We start from the raw sequence: 22,094 nt of genomic DNA on the forward strand, positions 1-22,094 counted from the left end.
GTCTCACACTCTTCTTTTAAAACCTTCGCCCAAAACTTCATGAACATCGGTCAGGATAACAAATGCCTTTTCATCAATACTATGTACCAATTCCTTCAATATTGATATTTCAGCCCTGGTGACAACTGAAAAAACAACATCCCGGTTAGTGCCGGTATACATCCCTTTGCCCTTTAAAGTAGTAACACCCCGGTCCATACGGTTCAGGATTGCCTCAGATACAGCCTCAGGATTATCGGATATAATCAGAGCTGCCTTGGCATAACCAAATCCTTCCTGAACAATGTCAATTACCCTTGAGGTAAGAAAAACTGTAAGCAGAGCATAGAGGGCCAATTCCGCACTCCTGAAGGTAATTCCGGCTGCAATTATAACAGAAGCGTCAATCATAAAAAGAACAACACCAACACTCATTTTCATATAGTTATTGATAATTGCGGCAGCCAAATCAGTCCCCCCGGTTGTGCCCCTGTTACGGAAAACAATACCGATACCGATTCCTGCAAATATACCTCCATATATCGAAGCAAGCAGAGGGTCTCTGGTAGGAATAGGCAAAACTGGGGCCAGAAGATCAACTGCCAGGGAAATAGTTGCTGTCCCAAATAAAGACCTGACGCCAAATCCCATTCCCATTTTTCTCACGCCGGCAAGAAAAAGGGGCACGTTTATGATGAACATCGTCAAGCCCACCGGAAAACGCGCCTTATAATAAACGATAGTAGCAATCCCGCTTACCCCGCCGGCAGCAATCTTATTGGGCACAAGAAACATATCCAGTCCAACTGCGGTAATTGTAACACCTATTAATATGAAAAAATATTCGCGAAATACCCTTAGTTTCAATGGAGCCTCCCCCAAAGCATGCTACTATTATAATCCCTCGGGAGCGCCAGTTTTAACCATATATTAATTTACCGGCGTTTCGCCTGTAACTGAAGGTAACCTGAAATAAACAAGTCAATGTTCCCATTCGTAACTGACTCAACATTACCTATCTCAACTCCTGTGCGATGATCCTTCACAAGGGTATACGGCTGGAAAATGTACGACCTTATCTGACTTCCCCAAGCAATATCCTGCTGTTCTCCCCGGATAGCACTAAGCTCCTCCTCCTTCTGTTTCAGCTGAAGGTCCAAAAGTCTTGCATGAAGAAGCTTCATCGCTTTAAGACGGTTTGCATGCTGGGACCGTTCATTCTGGCACTGGACAACAATCCCTGTAGGCAGGTGTGTTATCCGTACAGCAGAATCGGTTTTATTAACATGCTGCCCGCCAGCACCGCCGGAACGATAAGTATCAATCTTAAGGTCCCCCGTATCTATAACCACCTGGTTATCATCTTCAACCTCCGGCAGCACATCAACTGAAGCAAATGAAGTATGCCTTCTGCCCGACGCATCAAAAGGCGATATTCTTACCAGCCGGTGTACACCTTTTTCAGATTTGAGGTATCCATAAACATTCTCACCGGTAATAAGCAGGGAAGCGCTTTTAACACCGGCTTCATCCCCTGGCAGGAAGTCAAGTGTTTCCACACCATAATGCCGTTCACCGGCCCACCTGGTATACATGCGCAGCAGCATTTCTACCCAATCCTGGGCTTCAGTGCCTCCTGCGCCGGCATGCAGTGAAATAACCGCATTAGCCCGGTCGTATGGACCGCTTAACAACAGAACCAGTTCCATTTCACTGAGTACAGCTTCCAGTTCTTCCATATCCCTGGTTACTTCCTTTTCCAGGGATTCATCCCCTTCTTCCATGCTTAATTGCCAAAGAACATTAACATCATCATACCTTTGTAATACCTGAATATAATCATTTATCTGGGTTTGCAAACGGTTAATTTCCTGCATCACTTTTTGGGCGGCTTCCGGTTCGTCCCAAAAACCATCTTTAGTAGTGCATGCCTCCAATTCAGCAGTCTTTTTTAATTTTTCATCAAAGTCAAAGAGAAACCCTCAAATCTTCGATGCGCTTTCCAAGTATTTCCATGTCTTTTTTCAAGTCAGCCAGCACGCGCATACCCCCAAATCCTTTTTATAGCTGTTTTATTTCTCAACCTATATAATTATACTTTCCCCTGAAATTTTTGTCAAAATTATTATACCTTTTGTGAATTGGCCATCTCCCTGGCTGTATGGAAGTTTCCCTCTATAGTTGCCCCTATCCCAAAACCATAGCGGACATCAAAGCCGGTCCGGTTTTTAATAGCGGCCCTAATCCTGTTAATCATTTTATTTATGATTTTATCTTCCTTTACTTTCGTTATAATAGCATATTCATCCCCGCCAACCAAGCTCACCATATCTTTTTCCCGGTGGAAATCCTGTACCCGAACAACAGAACGAATAGTATTCAATACCTCTTTTTTTACGGATTGTACTTTATATTCACTGTTATTGCTAACAAAAGCCCCAAAACTCCTGATGTCCAACAGAATAACTGTTTCCCTGCCACCCAAGCTGTTTCCCAACAGGGAAATGCGTGGGTCGGATGTGCCGGTCATACCTATCACCAGGTCTTTTACCAGTTCATCTTCCATTTTCTCCGGTTCACCTGTAAAACAAACCCGACCTTCAAACTTTCTTTCGATAGCACACAACTGGTCAATAACCGCCACGACCTGGACCAGTGTACTGCCGCTTACAGCATATTGTCCCGGTTTATAATGCAGGATGTCTTCATAAATTACACCTGGCAGAAAAAGTCCTCTTGCAATTAGTTTAACTGTCTCGGGCAAAATTTTAACATGATGATGCAGCGCTATGGCTTCAAGGATATCGTCTTTTAGGTTATACGTCTCTCCAATTACCAATCCACGCTCTATATGGTCATGCAGAGGGGTATTGAATTCCACCCAGGAAGGAATGCCATAGTTTTTTAACCTTCTAGGCACCTTTATTTGTTTTACTTTCCGGTCACAAAACCCCGTATCATCAACTTCTTCACCTTTGCCACTGTCATGGAACAAAACCGCCGTCAAGAGTGTTTCCCTGCTGATGCCAAGCTCCTGAAGACAGTTTTCTCTAACCTTCATAGCAAGTTCACACATCCGGACAACATGGTGCAGCTGATTTTCTCCAAGACAAACAACATCAGCCAAGCGGAACAATTCTTGAATTTCAAATACTCTGTTAATGACCGGCATTATCTGCGGGCTAATAAGACTGTGCATTACTTTCAGCATCAACTCACGGCTGCACATCGGCGAATGACAATCATCATCTCCCCTCGCACATTCAACTATCTCTCCATGACACATAAATTTTAGCTGCAATAGACCGCAGCCTCCCTTCATAAAAAACACAATTCCTGCATCAGAAAAAGGATGCCTTTGATATTATATCATGACATCCCCGTTGTCTAAATATTTATACCCTGTCTCCAGTTTATCCTTTTCCAGGCTCAGCAATATTAAACACGCTCTTCAGTACAACTATATCAACCCGGCGGTTTTTGACCCTGTTCTGTTCTGAGGTGTTAGCAACTATCGGTCGGAATTCGCCATAACCTGTAGCAGATAAAACTTCAGGTTTAAGACCAACCTGAGTTACCAAATACCTGACCACATTGGTGGCCCGTGTCGTTGAAAGTTCCCAGTTGGAAGGATAACGGCTCGTATTTATGGGAAGGTTGCAGGTATGTCCTTCTATACGTATATTATTCGGCATCTTTATCAGGACCTGTCCAACATCTGCAACTACTTTCCTAGCTTCCGGTGTCAAGTCCGCAGACCCAATACTAAAAAGCAACGCTTCCTTCAGACTAATCACCAGCCCGCGTTCTTCCTGACCCACCTCAACTTGTCCCTCAAGGCCTTTTTCCTTGATATATTTTTTCAGTTTTTCCAGCGCATCTTCCATATTAGCCGCCTCGGTCTTTGCGGCGGCAGCCTGTTCGGTATCCACTATCAGCGGGCCTTGGGCTTCACCAATAAAATAACCGCTCTTTTCCCCAAGCAAGGCCTGACTCATGGAAGATGATAACTGGGCAAATTTCTTTGCATTCACATTACTGATAGTATACATCAGAACAAAAAATATCATAAGAAGGGTAATCAGGTCAGCATATGTAATGAGCCATCTTTCATGATTGGGCGCCTTTTCCGGCTCGCTTCTGCGTCTGCCCATGCAATCACCCCTATTCCTTCACAGCTATAGTTTCCTGGCGTACTTTTGCTGCCAAGAAGGCTTTTAGTTTTTCCTTCACAATACTCGGGTTGTCACCGGCCTGGATGGAAAGTATGCCTTCAAGGGCGATTTCCATAATAAACCGCTCCTGCTTACTCTTTAGTTTTAACTTATGTCCAATAGGCAGCCAGGCTGCGTTTGCAAAACACACACCATAAAGTGTTGCAATAAAAGCTACGGCAATAGATGGTCCTAAAGAATCTGGGTCAGTCAAATTACCCAGAACGTGAACCAGCCCCATAACTGTTCCGATAATACCCATGGTAGGTGAATACCCACCTGCAGCTTCAAAGATATCAGCCCCTATTTTATGCCTTTGGTCAGTAAATTCTATTTGGGTCTCCAGAATATCCCTAACCAAGGCCGGGTCAGTGCCATCCACCACAAGCTGTATTCCCTGCTTGAGAAACTCGTCATCAATAGTGGCAGTTTCCCGTTCCAGACTCAGCAATCCCTCACGTCTAGCCTTTTCAGCAAAGCTGCTTAAAATGGCGATAAGCTCCTGCACCTCATATTTCTTTTCGGTAAAAGTGATTTTAAACAGTTGGGGAACCTGTTTAATATCTTCCATCGAAAAGCTGGCTATAGTAGCTCCTGCAGTACCACCAAACACAATCATAGCTGCAGTCGGTTCCAGGAGAGAAGTAAAATGACCTCCCTCAAGCATAAAGCCGCCTATAAGCATTCCAAATCCAAGTACAAGTCCTAAAATCGATGCTAAATCCACGCTTGGCCCACCTTCTTAAAACAATTATTTCATATATTAATTAGCCGTTTTTTCAACTTTTCCTGCAAAAATTGTGGATTATTTGACATTTTTTTTAAATATATGAAGCTTTACTAAATGCCGCAGCACTTTTTATATTTTTTCCCGCTTCCACAAGGACACGGGTCATTTCTTCCGACCTGGTTTTCCGCTTTGCGAGGCTGCTTCGGACTATTATCTCCATTGTATCTATTCTCTGTAACATTCTGCTGCTGAGGTGCAGGTTCCTTGACCACATTTACCCGGAAAATATAGCGCACGACATCTTCCTGGATAGATGATATCATGTTCTGGAACATCTCATATCCCTCAAACTTGTACTCAACCAAGGGGTCTTTCTGTCCATATGCCCGCAGCCCTATACCCTGCCGCAGCTGGTCCATTGCATCCAAGTGGTCCATCCACTTTTCATCGACTATTTTAAGCAGAATCACCTTTTCAATATGCCTGGTGTTTTCTTCCCCAAGCTCCTGTTCGCGGGCATCGTACGTATCCATTGACTTTTGATATAACAGGTCTTTAATCCCTGCCCTGCCCATATCTGTCAGTTCCCCGGCAGTCAGCTCATGATGGGGCAGGTATAAGTCCTTCGCATGGTCAAGCAGTCCCTGTAAATCCCATTCCTCAGGATGTACCCCCGGATTACAGTATATGTCCAGGGCGCCGTCTATCAATATGTGAATCATCTGGTTAATAGTTTCTCTAAGGTTTTCTTCAAGAAGCACTTGTCGCCGCTGTTCATAAATTACTTCCCGCTGTTTATTCATTACATCATCATATTCCAAAACATGTTTTCTAATATCAAAATTCCTGTTCTCCACCCTTTTCTGGGCAGTCTCTATTGACTTAGTAATCAAGGAATGTTCGATTGGAATATCTTCTTCCATCCCCAGCTTATCCATCAGGCTGCTGATATTATCAGAGCCAAAAAGACGCATCAGATCATCTTCCATAGAAATATAAAACTTAGTTGAACCGGGGTCACCCTGGCGTCCGGCACGCCCGCGAAGCTGATTATCAATACGCCGGCTCTCATGGCGCTCTGTGCCTATAATATGCAGTCCGCCAAGAGAGACTACTTTTTCATGTTCTCTATCGATTTCCTCTTTAATTGTTTTAAAAAGGCTTTCAAACTCCTCCCGGTCTGCCTGTACGTCATCACTCTTCTTTGCCTGGGTCTGTGTCAGAAACTCAGGGTTGCCGCCAAGGAGAATATCGGTACCACGACCAGCCATATTAGTGGCTATAGTAACCGCACCGAAGCGACCGGCCTGGGCCACAATTTCCGCTTCTTTATCATGATACTTGGCATTTAGGACTTTATGAGGGATGCCCCGTTTCTTCAGCATAAGACTTAATTCTTCAGATTTTTCAATAGAAATAGTTCCTACAAGTACAGGCTGACCTTTAACATGCAGTTGCTCTATTTCGTCAACTGCAGCATTGAACTTAGCCTTCTCGGTCTTAAATATAACATCAGGCAAATCTTTTCTTATCATAGGCTTATTGGTGGGGATAACCACAACATCAAGCCCGTAGATTTTACGGAACTCATCCTCTTCTGTTATAGCAGTACCTGTCATTCCTGCTAGCTTCTCATACATCCGGAAATAATTCTGGAACGTAATGGTAGCCAGGGTCTGAGACTCACGTTCAATTTTGACACCCTCTTTTGCTTCAATAGCCTGGTGCAGGCCTTCACTGTAACGGCGGCCTAACATTAGTCGCCCGGTAAACTCATCTACAATAATTACTTCACCGTCTTTGACCACATAATCCCTATCCCTTTTCATCAGGGCATGGGCCTTAAGCGCCTGGTTCAGATGGTGTGTAAGTTCGATATGTTCATCTTCGTATAGATTCTGCACCCCCAAGAACTGCTCAACGGCGGCCACACCATCCTCAGTGAGGATAACGGTATGAGCCTTTTCATCAACCGTGAAATGTTGGTCCTTTTTCAGTCTTGGCACTATTTTTGCCATTCTATAATAGAGGTCGGCAGCTTTAGCAGACTGCCCTGATATAATCAGCGGGGTCCTAGCCTCGTCAATCAGAATACTGTCCACCTCATCAACGATAGCATAATATAAATCCCTCTGGACCATATTCTCTTTTTGAACCACCATATTATCCCTGAGGTAATCAAACCCGAACTCATTATTGGTTCCATATACAATATCAGAGTTGTAAGCCGCAATTTTTTCATCATAGTCCAGCCCGTGAACTATCAGACCTACAGAAAGTCCCAGGAACTTAAAAATTTGTCCCATCCATTCACTATCCCTTGTGGCCAGGTAATCGTTTACGGTAATAATATGAACTCCACGCCCGGTAAGAGCGTTAAGATAGGCCGGCAATGTGGCTACAAGGGTTTTACCTTCTCCTGTCTTCATTTCAGATATCCTGCCCTGATGAAGGACTATACCGCCTATAAGCTGAACATCAAAATGACGCATTCCAAGCACCCTTTTTGAAGCTTCCCTAACTACGGCAAATGCTTCCGGCAGGATGTCATCAAGATCAGTGCCATTAGCCAGTCTATTCTTGAATTCCTCTGTTTTTCCCTGCAGCTCGGGGTTTGTCAGTCTCTCTATCTCCGGCTCAAGATGATTTATTTCATCAACGGTTTTCTGGAGCTTTTTGATAATCTTAGCATTGTCATCAAACAGCTTCTTCACAAACCCTAACATAAAAACACCCCTTTTTAAAAATAAACAAAAGAGACCTGTGCGGCCTCACTAAAACACAGTTATTTACATTTTAGATTTTAACACTTTTATCAAGAGAGTTCAAGCCACGGGCAAATTAGGAATACCGGCAATTTTAGGGAGGTTATTGAGTTTTACCCCGTAACCCTTTTATTATAAGGGCCATAATTCCTGCATTTATTAAAATATCCCCTATGCTAATCAACTGATGCTGGTACGGCAATTTTATATAAAATATGTCTGCCAAGAAAGGCAATAACGTTTCTCCTGATATTAAGCCGTGGGTCCCGCCCTTTCCGGAGGCCAAAAATTCTGCCATATGTGCCGGAATCACATCGAAACGCACCGGCATCTGACCGTTATTCAGCACTATAACGGCAAAATTCAGCAAAGTTCCGGCAATAATTATCTGCATCCCTGGTATATTGCGGTTTTTGATAAGGGCAAATAAAAGGATAAGGTAAGAAATGTTATGCAGATAAGAATATCCGCCAAAATCCCACCTGGGCGCCCCAAAATCAATGCCTACTTGAATTAAGTAGGCCAATATAATAAAATATATAAATCTGAAATTTAACTGACTAAGGCGGCTAAAACGTCCTCCGGTTACTAATCCAATAATTAATGCAATAATTATTAATTCAAAAAACATTAAATTTCCCCTCGCTTAAGAAGTACTGTTTTAAACTTTTCAATTAAGTTAGGGTCAAACTGAGCGCCAGCAAGTCTCTCAATCTCCTCAACCGCCTGCTGTGGAGTTTTAGCCTGTCTAAAAGGGCGGTCAGTGGTCATGGCATCATAAGCATCTGCCAAGGCCAGAAACCGTGACACAAGGGGAATGTTCTCACCTCGCAGCCCATTAGGATATCCTGTACCATTATACCTCTCATGGTGGTGCATCACTATCGGGGCCCTTGAAGAAAGAAATTTTATTTTCTGCAAAATCTCAGCCCCAATAACAGCATGTTGTTTAACAGCCTCATACTCCTCATAAGAAAGTGTTCCCGACTTGTTCAGTATTTCATCGGAAACCCCTATTTTCCCTGCATCATGAAGGAGGGCAACATACAGAAGCTTTTGGAGGTCCTTTTCCGAAAAGCCGGACTCTTTTGCCAGCGCCAGGGTCAGCTCCGCCACCCGTTCTGAATGTCCCTTCATATGCGGGTCCTTTGCCTCTATGGCATTGGCAAGTGTCTTCACTGTTTTGAGGTAGCTTTGTCGTATGTTCAAGGACAACCTGAATGCATGGCTAACCAGCATGACCGGAACAAAAAAAAGAAGGAGAACAAATAACTGTGATTCTAAAATACTATACCTGATAACATATACTAGAAGATATGTTAGGAATGCTAAGGCAAAATAATTAATTCCAATTGTCTTTATTGCCGAAAACCAATTGGCTGAAAAAGAACCTCCTGTATGCAGCATCCCTTCAGCAGCTATGTATATAGTATATACCAAAAAATATACCACTGATGCAATAACAGATGCAGCAACCGGATGAAAATCCAGCAGGTAAACTATACCTGCCACCCCTGTAATCAAAGCCATCTGAGAAGCCAGTTTAACTATACTACCAAAAGATTCATTCCGCCCCAGAAGTTTCGCGAAAAATACAGCCAAAAAAGTTGTTATAAATCTCGTTATTATTGCTGTAGGAACCCCATAAAGAGCAATCAGCACCAGATCTAAAATAAATGCTACCGAAAAATACGTACCCTGTGACAACCTCACAGGCATCAACTGTGCTATAAAAGACAGCATAGCATAAATAGCCACTGGTGAAAGCAATTGTTCATTTACATGAAATATACTAATTAATACAACTAACAATCCACAAAGCATTGTAAAAAATGCAACTATTTTGTGCCCAATAAGAGACCCTTTATAAACAGCTCCTGTTTCCATGGCCCCTCCCTTATCCTAGACTATCTTCCGCTTATTCAGTCCATTATTTCTCAACAACTGATGCGGTCGCAAAAAACGTACCACAAGCCTCTTCTGCCGGCTTCCCGCTCCGTAAATCCAAAAAAACCTCTACAAGTTCAGGGTCAAAATGCGTCCCTGAACAGCGCCTAACTTCTTCCAGAGCCTCTTCGGAAGTCATCTTGGTTCGATAAGCCCTGTCTGACGTCATAGCATCAAAAGAATCTGCCAATGTGATTATCCTGGCGCCCAACGGTATCGCCTTGCCTTTTAAACCGTCAGGATAGCCTGTCCCGTCGTATTTCTCGTGATGGCTCCTTACAAAATGTGTAAAAGAACCGAGGTAAGTAAGTTCCTTTAATATATGTTCCCCAATTACCGGGTGCATTTTAATCAAGTCAAACTCGCTGTCAGCCAACCTGCCCACCCTGGTTAATAGTTCATCACTTATGCCTATTTTACCTATATCATGTAAAAATGCCATATGGTGTACGGCTTCCACCTCATCTTCACGAAGTTTTAAGCGACGTGCCAGTTCAACAGCATAATTAGCCACCCGGTCGGAATGGCCCCTGGTATACCTGTCCTTGGCATCAAGAGCGTCAGCCAAAGCTTCCAGGGTATTGATATAAACCTCCCTAGTATCCATGTAGGATTTGAAAATGTAGCGGGCTAAAAGGAGAGGAGCAAAGAACAGGATTACTCCTAAAGGACCGGTGTAGGTGTAAGTTGTTGCCATTAATAATCGTAGAGGAGCCAGCATTATTAAGTTAGGTATTGCCCATCTCATATTCGTCAGCCATATGCCATACAACGATATTTTAAACTCCAGTGACATAATTAATGAAAATGCCGTACAATTTACTGCAAGATAAATAAATGTAGCTACAATATAGGGAAACACGTTTTCAAAACTATTATTATATCCAGAACCTTCTAAAAGTTGGTAAACTAGACCGGCAGTTCCCGTAGCCAAAACAAATTGTGCACAATTAAATGCTAATCTATGAATTTTACTTTTAGAGATACTTTCACTGGCAATATTAGCAAGCAACATAACCAAAACAGAAACTAGCGGTCCAAATAATACTATGCTGGCAAATGCTACAGCTTCGGTAACCGTAACCCTACCTCCTCGTGGAAGCTGAACAGGCATTGAATCAGCAAAAATTGCTAACACTGAAAAAAAGATACCTGCTTTAATCGTCTCAGCATTAATTTCTACGAAAGAAAATAACCAAAACAGCAAAGCTACAGCACAAAGTACAATAACCGAGATATATATTTTTACTATTGTGGGGGGGGAAGCATTCAATATAAACCCACCTTTTAAAAAAAACTGACCGACAGTAAATTACCTCGTAAGCTTAGTGGCTTAAACAGCTGTATTAATACTTGAACCCTGCACCACCTGCTAAAACTAAAGTAACAATAGCCATAGCGATCTTAACTAAAGTTGTTTTCATGTAAAGTAACCCCCCGTTCCGTCTCTGACTCAACCAGTAACCGCTATGCACCAGTTGGTACCTGGACTTCCGCTCGAGTGGGTTCCGCTCACTTGTTTGCACTTTTTTGGTCATGCTTTACTGAAAAACAATTCAAAACAAAGATCTGGCCTCTGTCGGTCCTTAAAATAACATAAATTTGAATTTAGGGGTACTATTCATTAAGCAGCAGCGCCATCCGCCTGTTAATAGCAGCAAGAGTTGCCTTAACGGCTGCTTCCCTTTCATCATTGTTTAAAAATGCGGATCCAATCAACCTCTCTTCTCCCACATTGGTTATTAGGGAAACAGCTATAGCAACAGCATCTTTTCCGGCAATCGAAAAGCGGCATATGTCATCTGTTACCATATTACAGGTCCCCTTCAAATAATTCTCTATAGCCAAAACAGTAGCCTGTGCAATAACTCTCAATTTATTGTTTACCGTGCTTGGCCCTAATGCAGTTCCGGAATATATTTCATCACCGATTTCAAGCTCAACCGTGGCCTCAGTTTTCCTGCCTCCTGAAACAACGGTAACAGCAGTTAGTTTAGGCCTTATTTCCTGCATCGGCCTGGTGCCCTCATCATCCTGCATCTGGGCAACACTTACCTTTTTATGGTCAATATTAATGCCAAATTGGGCCATAAAAGCCGATTCAATATCCCGCACAATTTGTTTGGGACTCCGGCCAGGGCCCGAAAGTACATGTATTTCAATTATCTCTCCAAACTCATTAGTAACAATTCGTGCGGAAATGACATCTTTTATCTGTTTAATAATTTCCTCATAATCTGCAAGCTTTCCTTCTACATAGCCATCTGAAGCCATAAAAACCCCCATATTTCTTTTCGAATTTTATACCTGCATTTGGAAATTTTATATTTCTTCTTTCTACTTTTAAGCAATTTTTCCTTCTTTTTCTTAGACATATAACTAAATATTTTCCGGAGTTTCTACTAATTTGTATATTTTTTTAAAATATTAAAGGGCTCCCCTGCGAACAGTGAGCCCTTTAATCAAGTTTTTAATTAATAATTTCTAGAACTCCGGCTCAATTAAGCCATAATTCCCATCCTTCCTAATATACAATACATTTACTTCTTCAGTTTCTGCATTAGAAAAAACAAAGAAGCTGTGACCCAACATGTTCATCTGCATAACTGCTTCCTCCACCGGCATGGGCTTAACAGCAAACCTTTTGGTCTTCTTTATTATAGGCTCTTCATAGCTCTCATCATTAGCGGCAGAAACTACTTTGCCTTCAACTCTAATTTTTTTACTAAACTTGCTCTTATATTTGTTAATCTGTTTTTCAAGTTTCTCAATTACCAGGTCAACTGAAGCATACATATCATCGGTTGCCTCTTCACCTCTAAGTATCATTCCATTAACGGGTATTGTCACTTCCACCTTATGAGTATCCTTCACAACTACCAAAGTAACCTGTGCCTCAGACAGATCAAGGTATTTCTCAAGTTTTACAAGTTTTTTTTCAACATAATCTTTTAAAGCATTCGTAACTTCAATATTCTTTCCCCTGACAATGATCTTCATAAATGCCCCTCCTCTCGGTCACTGTGTTTATTATTATTCTCGTAATACTGACAAAAATCCTTCCTGGTAAGGTAAAAGTTTGGAAATATATCCATCCCAAAACACCACTTAAAAACCCCAGGGAATTTTATCCCTGGGGTGAATTCGCATGGATTGTACTGTATTACAATTTTACGACATTAGCAGCCTGAGGCCCTCGTGCACCTTCCACGATTTCGAATTCAACACTCTGACCTTCAGCCAGGGTTTTAAATCCTTCTTCCTGAATGGCGGAAAAATGAACAAATACATCTCCTCCGTCTTCCCTTTCAATGAAGCCGAATCCTTTTTCCTGGTTGAACCATTTTACTTTACCCAACATTCTTTACATTCCCCCTAAAAATATCTCCGTGAGCCTAGGTAAACCCACTTCTTCATGCTAACACAGCAGCTAAAATTTGTCAAGACTATGAATTTCTACCGTGCATACACCAAATGTCGAAAAATTGCTGCTAAAAAACTGGCTGTGAATAATTTTCTCTGGGGATAATGTGGATAAGCCTGTTAGTAACCATTAAAATCAAGGGTTTGGCTGGGGATAATTTTGTGAATCCAAAAATTTCGTCATTTTTTCATGGTGTAATTGTCGAATATACACTAACAGCTGTTTACAATAATTTTACCAGATAAATGAAATAACCCGGAATTCTCCGGGTTATCGACAACTTAAATTATTTTCTGGTTTCAAAACAATCACGGCAGTAAACCGGTCTGTCATTCCTGGGAACAAAAGGAACCTGAGTTTCTGCTCCACAATCAGCACATATTACTGTGTGCATCTCCCTTGGCCTTCCATTATTTCTGCCCCCGGAACGCCTATTGGAACGACAAGATTTACACCTCTGGGGCTCATTTTCAAAACCCTTTTCGGCATAAAATTCCTGCTCCCCGGCAGTGAATACAAATTCATTGCCACATTCTTTACATACCAGTGTCTTGTCTTCGAACGACATAATAGAACCTCCCACTCCTTAGGTGATTCAACCTGGATCCCGTTTGCCACCCAATAAGGAGGCCCCAGTTGCAGGTTGTATTATGAATCAATTATATATTCAGATGAGTATTTTTGCAATAATTTTCATTAAATACAGTACCTTTTTCAAGATAATGCCAAATATTTTCGCATTTTTACTTCTTACTGTCAATAAAACGTGATTCCGGAAATTTTTCCGGTCGGTCAAGATATGTCTTCTGAATTTGGTGGTGCTGTTTTATTTTTTTCAACTCTGCCGCTAAATTATGCATATTTTTTTGAAGAGCCATTTCGTTAACATGATCAATTTCAATAATTTCTTTAATTATTTTTTGTATTAATTTTATCTGTTCAAAAAATTCTTTCCTTAGATCAGCATTAATTAAATCCTGAACCCTGTCAAGACTAAATTCTTTCAGATGGCAGATATTCATTACAGCCTCCTTATGTGGTCGAATATCCTCTTCCAATCTGGCAATATTGTTTATTATCAGAGCTCTTTCAGACATTATCTCATTAATTTGTTCAGGCAGAATATTAAGTTTATAAGTAATATCGCCGGTCACAGCACCATCATCATCATCATCTTTAGCTGAAACCTCAGAAACTATTTTTCCCAGCTTTTGTGACATTTGAAGCAGCTTAACATAAAAGTGACATTGCTGCTTAAAGCCGGTTACAATATGTTGGATATGATTGTTCAAAATTTTAACCTTCAATGTTCACACCACCCACAGCCGTCGTTGGCTGACTTGACTTGCATTTAATTGCAGCTTCTGCCCAGGCATCACGCATTTCTTGTACCTGCTGCGCAACTTGGTCAATAATCATGGGATCCTTTTTTATGTTTGCTTCTATGAGCATCCTGTTCCAAAAATCATAAATATCCCGCAAGTTAAAGGCTATTTCCCCTGTGCTCATATTAAGGCTGACAATAAATTCATTAATAATGTCCTGTGTTTTACAGATATACTTATTTGCTTCCTCTATGTTTTTTTGTTCAATAGCTTCCCTGGCAATCCGCAAAAATTTGAGAGCTCCATCATAAAGCATAATAACCAGGCGCTCAGGACTAGCAGTTTCCACAGATGTCTGTTTATAGGCATTGTAAGGATTACCTTGCATTAAAACTCCACTCCTTTTTTTGTATGGAATTTTTGTAATATTTTAAGTGCACATCTTTGGCATCCGTAACCATCTACCAAAATCTGCCCCTTTTTGCTCATGGCCGTGCGTTTTTCCCGGTCAGCACATAATTGAATGATTGCTGAAGCTAATTCAGGAACCGATACTTCATCTCCCATTCCCATGTTGATAACAGCGCCTTGAAGTGCCATTTCAGCAGCAGCAGCTTCCTGGTTATCCGCCTGAAGCAGGGTAACAGCCGGTGTACCTGTACACGACAACTCATATAAAGTTGTCCCCCCACCTGTAACCGCGAGGTCACATAACATCATCAGCGGAACCATTGTTTTAACATTGTGTAGTACTTCTACAGGCTTTTGTATCTTACCTGCAGATTCTACTATTTTGTGCAAATTATTAAATCCAGGACCAATGACAACTTTTACGTCAAAATCAAAAGGCAGCCGGTCCAGGGCTTGTAATATTTTGGGGGTCAGATTCAACGGGTCACTGCCTCCCACAGATACTAAAACATGTTTTACTTCATTATTTATGCTTCTATTACCTTTTTGGATAAATTCTTCACGGAGCAGAACATAATCAGTACCTAACAGAAATTCTGTATCTGACCTGCCGGGGCGGTAGTTAAGACATGGAGCATATATATTTCCGTTAATCACTATATCTGAGGGAAATACGATTCGATTAAGGTCATCTATGGAAACCACCACGTCAGCTGCATAACCGATTCGCTCCAAATAAGTCCGGTCAAACGAATAAGAATCAGTGATAACAATATTTATATCGTGTTTATGCAGAATATCATTAACTTCTTCGATTTCTTTCTCCGGTTTATTTTCCACTATTTCAATGACTTTATAGCTGTTTTCTGCAATTAGCCTGCTTACAGCACTGTTTTTAACACTAATAAAGATTATTTGTAAGTTTTCGATCTTTTCCATGGCCTTCGCCAGAGCCAGGCACCTCATTATATGACCCATCCCTATCTGGGGCCCGCCATCAGCACGAACAGCCACTTGTATTTTATCCCTTTTTTTCATTGGCTGCACCTTATCCATTCCGGATTATACTTTTTTCTGCTCAATATGAGCATTTATCCCGGCCAGCTCAGGCCTTTCATCAAACAGCCTGATTACATCAGTTATTTTGACAATATCACCGGGGCTGTACAAGGCTTCATATATTTCCTTTACCAGCATAAAGTCCTCAGGTGTATCAACCGTCAATCTGAGATCAGGCCTGTCCAAAGGAGGCTCTGCACACACATTTTTCAAGGTAAATTGTTCGGGATGGCGGTACATATAAAGGGTTACATGTTCCCTGTATGATTTTTCTGAAGCCAGCCTGCTAACCCGCTCCAGGGCTTCACTGGAAAACACCTCGGTATCAAGTCCCCTGGGATATGTCCGTTCAATTGTATTGCTGACATAGTCCACATCTGAAGAAAGGTAACAGTTGACCACTCTGTCTATGGTGACCGGGTCAATCAGGGGACAGTCACTGGTAACTCTGATAACGTTAGCGGCATTCACTTGCCGGGCAGCTCCAACGTACCTTTCCAAAACATCCTCCTCTGACCCGGCAAACCATGTAACCTCACATTTGTCAGCCAATTCGACAATCGGAATGCAATCACTATTTACCGTTGTCGCAATAACAATTTCATCTATTGCCCTTGCCAACCGTAAGCGATCTATCAGGTGCTCCAGAAGCGGCTTCCCGGCAATTTCCATAAGTACCTTTCCGGGTAAACGCGTGGAAGCAAACCTGGCCTGGACAATACACACTGTTTTTGGCACTTTTTCACCTCAAATCTTATCAATTATTCTCTTGTCTCAAATGTTATCCCATGTTATTGGGTCATTGGCTTTTATATCAACTGAGGCCTTCCGGCCAATAACTTTGTCCAAGTACCTGGGATGTAGCCCGACACCGGGACGCAATATTGCCAGCATCTCCCCGGTTATCTCCGTCCCCCTGGGAATATCTGTGACAGCAAAAATGCTTCTTCTGCCCCTCATATGGTGTATTTTTTCAGATTCAGCCAGTCTTTTTACAGGGCTGCCCACACACATTTCGGCTTCCCGGATACCTTTGACCATTGCTTTAAGTTCAACAGGATTCAGGGCAAACTTGTGGTCCGGTCCCTTCAAAGTTTTATCAATTGTAAAATGTTTTTCTATTACCCTGGCTCCCCAGGCAGCAGCCGCTATCGGTACAGTTATCCCCAATGTATGGTCGGAATACCCTACTGGGACTTGAAAAGCTATATTCAAAGTTTCCATAACTGCCAGATTAACCTCCTGCAATGGCATCGGATAACTGATGCCACAGTGCAGAAGAACTGCTTGCCGGTTTCCCGATTTATATACAGCGTCCAAAGCCTCTTCAATTTCTCCCAGTGAAGCCATCCCTGTTGAGAGAATAACCGGTTTTCCCTTTTTAGCAATATAGTTAAGGAAGGGCAAATCAACCAGCTCAAATGAAGCTATTTTGTAAGCCGGAACATTAAGCACCTCCATCTGCTCAACAGCATCATAATCAAAAGGAGTCGTGAGAAATATTATCCCTTTGCCAACTGCATATTCCATCAACTCGTGCTGCCACTCCCTGGGCAGTTCGAGGCCTTTATACAGCTCATAGAGAGTTTGTACTCCCTCGTACTCATTACCCAGTTTCATAATTTCATGAACGGTATTTGCTGCGATTTTATCTGCGGTAAAAGTCTGAAACTTAACCGCATCCGCACCGGCTTCAACTGCAACATCAATAAGCTGTTTTGCCTGACCAAGGTCCCGGTCATGGTTGCTGCCGGCCTCAGCAATGATGAAACAGGGAGAACCGGGGCCTATTGTTTTACTGCCGATAGTGATGTCGTTTACCATCATACGTCCTCCTTACCCCGTTTAAATGCTCAGATTCCACAACTCCAGCAAAATCGGTTTCAATTGGCTCAAAGCAGTTATATCATAATCGGCTTCATAAGTCAGACCTTTTTTTATTTCAAAACACATCCCGCCCGGTCTCCATATTCTTGCCGTATACCAACCAAGTTTCCGAGCAGTCACAAAGTCCTTTTCCGGGTTATCTCCAATATATATACACGATTCCGGTGAAACTCCTAGTTTGTCCATAACCCTCTGATAAGGAACCGGACTGGGTTTCCAGCAGTCAATACCGTAATCATCGGTAACGATGATTATATCCATGACGTCTTCAAGGCCAAGGGCCTTTATTTTATTCCATTGTACTTTGGCAGCACCGTCAGTGATTATTCCCAAGATAACCTCTTGTTTTATGTCCGGAACATTTCCCTTTAGGCTCCTAAGTATTTCCCCGGCATCGGGATAAAGCTGCAGAGCAGGTTTATGGCTGCGGTAAACCTCCACCAATGTGCTCACCATTGAAGTATCCAGGCCATAATCCAGAAGCACTTGGTCAAAAATACTGCCCCTCCCATTTTCACATAACAAATGCTGCATACGCTGAAGAAGAGCTTCATTGTGCAGGCCATAGCTATCAGCCAGGTATTGGGCCACAGCTTTGAAACCGCTAACCACAAACTGCCGCTCATCATACAGGGTATCATCCAAGTCAAATATAACTGCTTTGGATATTTTCATAAGTTCGGTAAATTGCACCTCTCATGTTTATTCACATGCACCTGAAACAGAAATAAATAACGCATCATCATATCTCAGCATGTAAAGATTATCTTTAAATTCCGTTACTCGGGTCAACTTTTCTCCCCTAACAATTTTGGCCAAAAGCTGCGGGTAATTCACCCCTGCTTTTATCGCTAATGGCACGCCTCCACCAAACCTGGGGTTAATCTCTGTAAATACAATTTCTCCATCAGGTTTTTTGAATGCCTGGATTGTGAGCGGACCAAAACCTCCCAACTTTTCAGCAACTTCAACAGTAAGGTTGATAAGCTCAATATCTTTTACTGTACGGGATTTGCTAACCTCTCCCGCACGCACCTCGACTCTTTCCCGTGGAACCACGGCAATTGTTTTGCCGGTTAAGTCATTAATTACATCCATGGTATATTCAATGCCTTCAATAAATTCCTGGATAACAGGATTAGGAACATATTGAAGAAAAAAATCCAATTCTTTTTTGTTATTTACCCGGAACGTATTAGCACTGCCCATACCGCTTCTGGGTTTAATGAAAAGCGGAAACCGGCATTCCAGCAGACCGGCCTCATTTGACAAATATGTTCCCGGGGATGGAATATTCTCTGCACAAAAAAATTGGTATGTCAGATACTTGTCCCGGCAAGTCTCGAGAACCTTATCCGAAGATAGTATCAGGGTCGTCCCGATAGAAGCAAACAATTCTCTATGAGCCGCCAGAATTGGAAACTCCGGCTCTAATAAAGGAATTAAGCCCTTAATTTCTTCACTTTTACATATTTCAAGTAATGAAGAGATATATTGATTATCATTATATCTGGGTATCAGAAAGTTTTCATCTGAAAAATACGCTGCCGGGGCCAATGAACTGATATCAGCAGATACAATTTTACTATATCCTTGTTCCCTCGCCCACCGGCAAAAACATTTTATCAGTTCTACCCTGCGCCCTATACTGGTAAACAAAAAATTAACCATCACCATACATCTCCAAATCACTTTCTGGCAACAAGCAGTATCCTCCGGCCCAAATTACTTTCCGCAAGCGCTTCATAGATACGATGCCTTATAGAATTTAATCCCGCTTTATTGAGGTTCATCTCAAAATTCTTCCTTTTTTCATGACACAACTTGCCGAAATCCTCATTTCCTACATAATTGTCTCCCATTAAAAGAAACATATCAATGGGAAAATCAGCTTCAACCAAGACCACTTCGAATCCAATTTTAGTCATAAGACCTTTAAGAGAAACGAAATCAAAATAATTAATATGATGAGGCGGCGCCACCCACCAAGGGTTATAATCACACACCGTACGCAAGGCATATTGGAAAGGGTTGTAATCATTAGGAACCGAAATACAAATTAATCCATTATCTTCGAGTAAATTATAAATTAATTTTAGTACTTCTTGGGGATTGACTATATGTTCTAAAACTTCACTCATATTAACTACATCAAACTTGCCTAATTTTGTTGTCAATTCATAATCGAAAAATTCATTGACAATATTAAGTCCTAAATCACTTGAATGTTTATACGCCTGCTCAGACGGCTCTATTCCTAATGTTTCCCAACCACGCTGGCGGCCGCGCAAAAGAAAAAAACCAGGGCCTGAACCAATGTCAAGAATACGGCGTCTGTCTTTTGGCAGATTTTTTTCAAAAATATCATACCGGTCATCATATGCAAGATTTAGCCACTCTAAGTCTTCTCTGGCCCGTTCAATGTATAACGGTTTCTCCTGTGTATAATAGTCATGATTGTAAGCAGCTTCTATTTCCTCCGGAGTAGGCAGGGGAATAATATGTTTAAATCCACACTCCTTACAATCAATCACATCATAACCATTAACAGAATCCATCACTTCCCCGCTATGCTCATTCCAAGACTTTATTTCTTCCACCATTACTACATCAACACCTTTCTATTTTCTACTATCTCTAAAACCTCACGCATCCGGTGTTCAAAGGTATGTCTCTCTTTTACAGCCACATACCCCCGGGCGGCAATCTCCTGCCTCTCGCCCTCATGTTCCAGGTAATATTCTATAGCCTCCATCATTTCCTTATCATCATAAAATTCCACCATCTCCCTGCCTGGTTTAAAGAGCCTGTCCAAATCATTCTTGTGATTAGTAAGCAGGAACCCCCCGGATGCCAAGACGTCAAAAACCCGCATAGGCAAACCTGATTCCACATAAATCCGGGTCAGGTTAAGGTTTATTTTCGAGCCCTTATAAATTCCGGGCAAGTCTTCAAAGTGTCTTGCTTGGCCGCAATATTTTAAACCCGAAGGCGCCGGTTCAAACAGGCCCCATTCCGCATCACCATATACATGAATTTCATGAGAACCGGCAATCCGGCTGATTATTTTTTTTCTCCAATAGCTGCATATTTCCTTGGCTAAAACCACAGCAAACCGTTCGTCATCAGGTATGTAATTCTCTCCCCCCAATCTTATCAGACTCTTTTCATATACCTGGCTGGTGATATCAATACTGTTTTTTTCACTGTAGCTTTTTATCAGTTCCGGTACCAAATATCGCTCAGGTCTGTTCAATTGATCCACAGAAATCCTGTTTATCAAGTCCTTCAAATACCCGTCCACATGGTCGAGAAAAAACTTCCTGTATTCGTTAACTACCCCTGTTGTCCCCACAAAACTAATATCACAACTGTACCGCTCCACGTCCGCTCCAGAGGATAAAACTCTGTCAAACCTGGCTGAATTTGCTGCAGCAGGCAGGTAATATACATTATCAAAGCCGTTTTTACGGAGCCTTTCACAAACCTCACTCTCATAAACAAAGAGCAGCGCCCAGGGTGACTTGTTTTTTTCATTAAACAAACTAAAACAAGGGGTATCTACAGTCCATGAAACATAGGGCAGTTTTAAAAATTCCGCTATTTGCAAGATATAAGGATCAAAATTGATAGAAAAAAGGAATCTGGGTGCGCGTTTTTTTAATACCTCCGTCAACTTAGCCGGGTCAGGGTCCAGTTTTAGCTTAGCGACCTTCAGGCCCAATTCGGTAAAAGCCTCACAAATATCATCAGCAAAAGTAACATGTTCAAACACCACAATCCAGTCAGAGGCCAACTTTTTGACGGCAAAACCAATTTCAGAAACAATCTTTTTATAGAAATCAGGTGCCAAAGAAGTTAATTGAGGGTTATCGATTACCGTTAATAAGCCAACGGGAAAACTTAATTTTTTAGGATTCCCTATCAGAAATGCAACCCGCTTATCAGACAAAATTCCGGAATAATCATTTGTATGAAGAGTCAGGTAAAAGAAATCCGGATTATTCTCAATAACAATTATCCTGTTAAAGTTCTTATCATTCTTTACTGCATGATATAATTCCCAAAGGTCATACCCCAATCCTAACCCCAGTATCAAATAATTCCCTGTCTTCTGTTCCAGGTACCTGGCTATATTTTTCCGGGCCGTTTCCTCCGGCTTGAATTTGCTGTAAATATAGGTCTTTTTCTCCGGACTCCCAACTGAACAGGTATAATTCCCGTCCCTTGCTTTTTCAAAAAAGATACCGGTACACCGGTTCTCATTAAGATACCGGAGCAAGTCACTATTTTGATTCTCTAAAACCTTAAGATTACTTTGATAGTTTTGTCTCAACCGCTCATCCATCTAAT

Annotated in this window: 22 protein-coding genes; all 22 read right to left on the bottom strand. The window is 41.8% G+C overall.

Annotated features, from left to right (window positions below; translation table 11 throughout):
• Nucleotides 1–3: 3 nt before the first annotated feature.
• A complete protein-coding gene (locus ABFY19_RS12580; protein WP_418790990.1) occupies nt 4–846 on the bottom strand; it encodes a YitT family protein in 843 nt (280 codons plus the stop codon).
• A gap of 68 nt (nt 847–914) precedes the next feature.
• Nucleotides 915–2,019 (bottom strand): peptide chain release factor 2 gene (gene prfB / locus ABFY19_RS12585; RefSeq protein ID WP_418790991.1). Its coding sequence is split into 2 segments (ribosomal slippage): nt 915–1,961 and nt 1,963–2,019, totalling 1,104 coding nucleotides; the frame shifts between segments, so codons are not numbered across the junction.
• A gap of 85 nt (nt 2,020–2,104) precedes the next feature.
• Nucleotides 2,105–3,280, bottom strand: coding sequence for an HDIG domain-containing metalloprotein (locus ABFY19_RS12590; protein ID WP_418790992.1), 1,176 nt, complete (start codon nt 3,278–3,280; stop codon nt 2,105–2,107).
• A 112-nt stretch (nt 3,281–3,392) separates the two neighbouring features.
• Nucleotides 3,393–4,133 (bottom strand): OmpA/MotB family protein, encoded by a 741-nt coding sequence (locus tag ABFY19_RS12595; RefSeq protein ID WP_418790993.1) that lies wholly within the window; start codon nt 4,131–4,133, stop codon nt 3,393–3,395.
• 10 nt (nt 4,134–4,143) lie between these two features.
• Nucleotides 4,144–4,920, bottom strand: coding sequence for a flagellar motor protein (locus tag ABFY19_RS12600; RefSeq protein WP_418790994.1), 777 nt, complete (start codon nt 4,918–4,920; stop codon nt 4,144–4,146).
• A gap of 113 nt (nt 4,921–5,033) precedes the next feature.
• On the bottom strand, nt 5,034–7,649 hold the full coding sequence (secA, locus tag ABFY19_RS12605; RefSeq protein WP_418790995.1) for a preprotein translocase subunit SecA: 2,616 nt from the start codon (nt 7,647–7,649) through the stop codon (nt 5,034–5,036).
• A 142-nt stretch (nt 7,650–7,791) separates the two neighbouring features.
• Nucleotides 7,792–8,319, bottom strand: a complete 528-nt coding sequence (locus ABFY19_RS12610; RefSeq protein ID WP_418790996.1) for a DUF5317 domain-containing protein — start codon at nt 8,317–8,319, stop codon at nt 7,792–7,794.
• Nucleotides 8,319–9,575 carry an HD-GYP domain-containing protein gene (locus ABFY19_RS12615; protein WP_418790997.1) on the bottom strand — a complete coding sequence of 419 codons (1,257 nt, stop codon included), beginning with the start codon at nt 9,573–9,575 and terminating at the stop codon, nt 8,319–8,321. Before ABFY19_RS12615 ends, ABFY19_RS12610 begins: the two co-directional genes overlap by 1 nt.
• Nucleotides 9,576–9,618: 43 nt before the next feature.
• The gene (locus tag ABFY19_RS12620; protein WP_418790998.1) at nt 9,619–10,908 is read right to left on the bottom strand and encodes an HD-GYP domain-containing protein; all 1,290 of its coding nucleotides are present in this window, start codon (nt 10,906–10,908) and stop codon (nt 9,619–9,621) included.
• A gap of 344 nt (nt 10,909–11,252) precedes the next feature.
• Entirely contained in the window at nt 11,253–11,909 is a 657-nt protein-coding gene (locus ABFY19_RS12625; RefSeq protein WP_418790999.1) for a hypothetical protein, read from the bottom strand.
• A 210-nt stretch (nt 11,910–12,119) separates the two neighbouring features.
• Nucleotides 12,120–12,635, bottom strand: coding sequence for a ribosome hibernation-promoting factor, HPF/YfiA family (gene hpf / locus ABFY19_RS12630; protein WP_418791000.1), 516 nt, complete (start codon nt 12,633–12,635; stop codon nt 12,120–12,122).
• A 163-nt stretch (nt 12,636–12,798) separates the two neighbouring features.
• Nucleotides 12,799–12,996 carry a cold shock domain-containing protein gene (locus tag ABFY19_RS12635; protein WP_231683053.1) on the bottom strand — a complete coding sequence of 66 codons (198 nt, stop codon included), beginning with the start codon at nt 12,994–12,996 and terminating at the stop codon, nt 12,799–12,801.
• A 349-nt stretch (nt 12,997–13,345) separates the two neighbouring features.
• Nucleotides 13,346–13,627, bottom strand: a complete 282-nt coding sequence (locus ABFY19_RS12640; RefSeq protein ID WP_418791001.1) for a zinc-ribbon domain containing protein — start codon at nt 13,625–13,627, stop codon at nt 13,346–13,348.
• A gap of 175 nt (nt 13,628–13,802) precedes the next feature.
• Nucleotides 13,803–14,366 carry a hypothetical protein gene (locus ABFY19_RS12645; protein WP_418791002.1) on the bottom strand — a complete coding sequence of 188 codons (564 nt, stop codon included), beginning with the start codon at nt 14,364–14,366 and terminating at the stop codon, nt 13,803–13,805.
• Complete coding sequence (gene fliS / locus ABFY19_RS12650) at nt 14,356–14,772, bottom strand: flagellar export chaperone FliS (RefSeq protein WP_418791003.1); 417 nt, start codon at nt 14,770–14,772, stop codon at nt 14,356–14,358. The genes ABFY19_RS12645 and fliS overlap by 11 nt, the downstream gene beginning before the upstream one ends.
• Nucleotides 14,772–15,833, bottom strand: coding sequence for a UDP-2,4-diacetamido-2,4,6-trideoxy-beta-L-altropyranose hydrolase (gene pseG / locus ABFY19_RS12655; RefSeq protein ID WP_418791004.1), 1,062 nt, complete (start codon nt 15,831–15,833; stop codon nt 14,772–14,774). Before pseG ends, fliS begins: the two co-directional genes overlap by 1 nt.
• Nucleotides 15,834–15,857: 24 nt before the next feature.
• Nucleotides 15,858–16,592, bottom strand: a complete 735-nt coding sequence (locus ABFY19_RS12660) for a cytidylyltransferase domain-containing protein (protein WP_418791005.1) — start codon at nt 16,590–16,592, stop codon at nt 15,858–15,860.
• Nucleotides 16,593–16,628: 36 nt separating this feature from the next.
• A complete protein-coding gene (gene pseI, locus ABFY19_RS12665) occupies nt 16,629–17,678 on the bottom strand; it encodes a pseudaminic acid synthase (protein ID WP_418791006.1) in 1,050 nt (349 codons plus the stop codon).
• Between the two features lie 21 nt (nt 17,679–17,699).
• On the bottom strand, nt 17,700–18,416 hold the full coding sequence (locus tag ABFY19_RS12670; protein ID WP_418791007.1) for an HAD family hydrolase: 717 nt from the start codon (nt 18,414–18,416) through the stop codon (nt 17,700–17,702).
• A gap of 27 nt (nt 18,417–18,443) precedes the next feature.
• Complete coding sequence (locus ABFY19_RS12675; protein WP_418791008.1) at nt 18,444–19,433, bottom strand: ATP-grasp domain-containing protein; 990 nt, start codon at nt 19,431–19,433, stop codon at nt 18,444–18,446.
• Nucleotides 19,430–20,344: a class I SAM-dependent methyltransferase gene (locus ABFY19_RS12680; protein WP_418791009.1), complete on the bottom strand. Its 915-nt coding sequence runs from the start codon at nt 20,342–20,344 to the stop codon at nt 19,430–19,432. The genes ABFY19_RS12675 and ABFY19_RS12680 overlap by 4 nt, the downstream gene beginning before the upstream one ends.
• 2 nt (nt 20,345–20,346) lie before the next feature.
• Complete coding sequence (locus ABFY19_RS12685; RefSeq protein ID WP_418791010.1) at nt 20,347–22,089, bottom strand: glycosyltransferase family protein; 1,743 nt, start codon at nt 22,087–22,089, stop codon at nt 20,347–20,349.
• Between the last annotated feature and the right edge of the window lie 5 nt (nt 22,090–22,094).

The sequence above is a fragment of the Phosphitispora sp. TUW77 genome, assembly GCF_048453025.1.
GTDB lineage: Bacteria > Bacillota > Thermincolia > Thermincolales > UBA2595 > Phosphitispora.

Coding starts and splice junctions, on each gene's coding strand:
- ABFY19_RS12635 (WP_231683053.1), bottom strand. CDS start 12,996: ATGTTGGGTAAAGTAAAATGGTTCAACCAGGAAAAAGGATTCGGCTTC.
- ABFY19_RS12680 (WP_418791009.1), bottom strand. CDS start 20,344: ATGGTGGAAGAAATAAAGTCTTGGAATGAGCATAGCGGGGAAGTGATG.
- ABFY19_RS12610 (WP_418790996.1), bottom strand. CDS start 8,319: ATGTTTTTTGAATTAATAATTATTGCATTAATTATTGGATTAGTAACC.
- pseI (WP_418791006.1), bottom strand. CDS start 17,678: ATGGTAAACGACATCACTATCGGCAGTAAAACAATAGGCCCCGGTTCT.
- secA (WP_418790995.1), bottom strand. CDS start 7,649: ATGTTAGGGTTTGTGAAGAAGCTGTTTGATGACAATGCTAAGATTATC.
- hpf (WP_418791000.1), bottom strand. CDS start 12,635: ATGAAGATCATTGTCAGGGGAAAGAATATTGAAGTTACGAATGCTTTA.
- ABFY19_RS12670 (WP_418791007.1), bottom strand. CDS start 18,416: ATGAAAATATCCAAAGCAGTTATATTTGACTTGGATGATACCCTGTAT.
- ABFY19_RS12685 (WP_418791010.1), bottom strand. CDS start 22,089: ATGGATGAGCGGTTGAGACAAAACTATCAAAGTAATCTTAAGGTTTTA.
- ABFY19_RS12615 (WP_418790997.1), bottom strand. CDS start 9,575: ATGGAAACAGGAGCTGTTTATAAAGGGTCTCTTATTGGGCACAAAATA.
- ABFY19_RS12595 (WP_418790993.1), bottom strand. CDS start 4,133: ATGGGCAGACGCAGAAGCGAGCCGGAAAAGGCGCCCAATCATGAAAGA.
- ABFY19_RS12625 (WP_418790999.1), bottom strand. CDS start 11,909: ATGGCTTCAGATGGCTATGTAGAAGGAAAGCTTGCAGATTATGAGGAA.
- ABFY19_RS12640 (WP_418791001.1), bottom strand. CDS start 13,627: ATGTCGTTCGAAGACAAGACACTGGTATGTAAAGAATGTGGCAATGAA.
- pseG (WP_418791004.1), bottom strand. CDS start 15,833: ATGAAAAAAAGGGATAAAATACAAGTGGCTGTTCGTGCTGATGGCGGG.
- fliS (WP_418791003.1), bottom strand. CDS start 14,772: ATGCAAGGTAATCCTTACAATGCCTATAAACAGACATCTGTGGAAACT.